Origin of the sequence: Cellulomonas septica, assembly GCF_012396155.1 — a bacterium.
Classification (GTDB): Bacteria; Actinomycetota; Actinomycetes; order Actinomycetales; family Cellulomonadaceae; genus Cellulomonas; species Cellulomonas septica.
Map to the genome: position 1 here is coordinate 1 of NZ_JAAXOY010000606.1, position 2,136 is coordinate 2,136.

Consider the following 2,136-nt stretch of genomic DNA (forward strand, 5'->3'; position numbering starts at 1 on the left):
GACGCGAGCCCGACGGCCCCGGGGTGCGCGAGCGCGAGGACGGACCAGACGAGCCCGGCGACGGTCGACGTCCCGACGCCACCACCGACGCCCGCGACGTGCACGGCACCGGTCGCGGGCAGCGCCCGGCCGAGCGCGGTGAGCACGGTCTCGGGCAGCCCGGCGAGCGCGGCCGGCGGGGGTGCGACGAACGACACGGGCTACTCGCCGTCCTGCACGACGCACACGCCGCCGAGGCGTGCGGCCATCTCCTGCACGACGGCGATCCCGGTCCGGCCCAGGTCGCCCCACGGTGCGACGGCCTCGACCCACCACACGGGCTGCCCGGCACCGAGCCACGGCGGCAGCGCGGTGAGGGTCGGCAGGAGGCGACGGACCTCGGCGACGTTGTCGACGCGCAGGGGCTGCATGATGCTCACGACGCCCTGGCCCTGCGACGGGTCGGCGGGGTCCACGCGCACGACCTGGTGCACGGCGCCGTCGTGCAGCGTGCGCAGCCCGAGGTCGGGGTCGACGGCGGCACCGGCCTCGACGAGGACGCGCGCGTCGGGCGCGGTGGGGCTGAGGACGACGAGCTCACGGGGCACCGGGCACCTCCTGCGACGTGGCGACCTGGACGAGCGTGGGCCGTTCGCCGCGGCGCAGCCACTTGCCACGTCCGGGCGGGAGCAGCTCCGCGTACTGGCCGGGGAAGACCTGCCCCTCGGACCGTTCGCCGGCCATGAGGAACCCGCTGCCGCCGGTGTCGCGGACGGCCTGCAGGACCGGGTCGTAGAGCGCGCGGGACGCGCCGGCGACGGGCCGGGTGAGGAGCACGTGCAGCCGCAGGTCGCGTGCGGCGGGCAGGTGCTCGAGCAGGGGGCGCAGGGGGTCGGTGCCGCCCGACGCGAGGATGTCGTAGTCGTCGACCACGACGACGATCCGCGGGCCGCCGGACGGGCCGTCGCCGGTGCGCTTCGCGAGCTCCGCGGCGACGGCGGTCGACAGCTGCAGCGCGAGCGGCGCGCTCGTCGCGCGGCCACCGAGGTAGTCCTCGGGGCACACGTCGGCGAGCCCGCCGCGCGGGTCGAACACGGCGACGACGAGCTCGTCGGGCGTGGACCGGTCGACCAGCCCCTCGACGACGGTGCGCAGCAGCGTCGTCTTGCCGCAGCGCGGGTCGCCGAAGACGAGCAGGTGCTGGTCGCGCGCGACGAGGTCGAGCAGCGCGGGCGACATGGTGTCCTGCCGCAGGCCGAACGGGACGAGGTCCGGCTCGTCGAGCGGGTCGGGCAGGGACGCGAGCTCGAGCACCTCGGGGAGCTCGCGGATCCTCGGCGCGGCGGCGGTGCCACCCCAGCGGCGGCGGGCCTCGTCGGCCAGCGCGTCGAGCCCGGCACCGACGGTCGCGACGTCGCCGTCGAGCGCGGCGGTGTCGGGCAGCGGCAGCGCGACCTGCGCGAACAGGCCGTCGTCGGTGAGCGCACGGCCGGGCTGGTCGGCGCGCAGCGTCGCGGCGAGCTTGCGACCGACGGTCGAGTCGCCGGGGTCGTTGAGCCGGAGCTCGACGCGCGTGCCGATGAGCGGCTGGCTCTGCATGCGCACCTCGTTCCAGCGCGCCATCGTCATGACGACGTGGATGCCGAAGCCGCTGCCGCGCGACAGCAGCGCGGTGAACGTCTCGTCGAGCTCCTCGAAGTCGCCGCGCACCGCGCCGACCCCGTCGACGAGCAGGACGACGTCGGCGGTCGCGAGCTCGGGGACCTGGCCGGCGGCGTGCCGGGCGCGCAGCAGCGCGAGGGAGTCGATGCCGTGCTCGGCGAACACCTTCTCGCGGTGCGCGAGCATCCCGTGCAGCTCCTCGAGCAGCCGGCGCAGCCGGTCGCGGCTGGACCGCGTCGCGACGCCGCCGACGTGCGGGAACGCCTCGAGCCGGCTGAGCCCGCCGCCCGCGAGGTCCATGCCGTAGACGGCGACCTGGCGCGGGTCGTGCGTGAGCGCGAGCCCGGCGGCGATCGTCCACAGCACCGTGGTCCGCCCGGACTGCGGGGCGCCGATGATCGCGACGTGCCCGCCCGCCCGCGTCAGGTCGAGGCGCCACGTCCCCTGCCGCTGCTTCGCGGGGTCGTCGCGGAGACCGACCGGCACCGTGAGGTG

The 2,136-nt window shown here is 76.6% G+C and carries 3 protein-coding genes; all 3 read right to left on the reverse strand.

The features are described 5' to 3' along the window. Positions 1–197 (reverse strand): hypothetical protein (locus tag HGA02_RS17170; protein ID WP_168680402.1); only part of this gene is annotated, 197 nt, incomplete at its 3' end. Between the two features lie 3 nt (positions 198–200). Then, positions 201–587, reverse strand: a complete 387-nt coding sequence (locus tag HGA02_RS17175; protein ID WP_168680404.1) for a hypothetical protein — start codon at positions 585–587, stop codon at positions 201–203. Beyond that, on the reverse strand, positions 577–2,136 hold a 1,560-nt coding region (eccCb, locus tag HGA02_RS17180; RefSeq protein ID WP_168680413.1), incomplete at its 5' end, for a type VII secretion protein EccCb. The genes eccCb and HGA02_RS17175, both read right to left, overlap by 11 nt.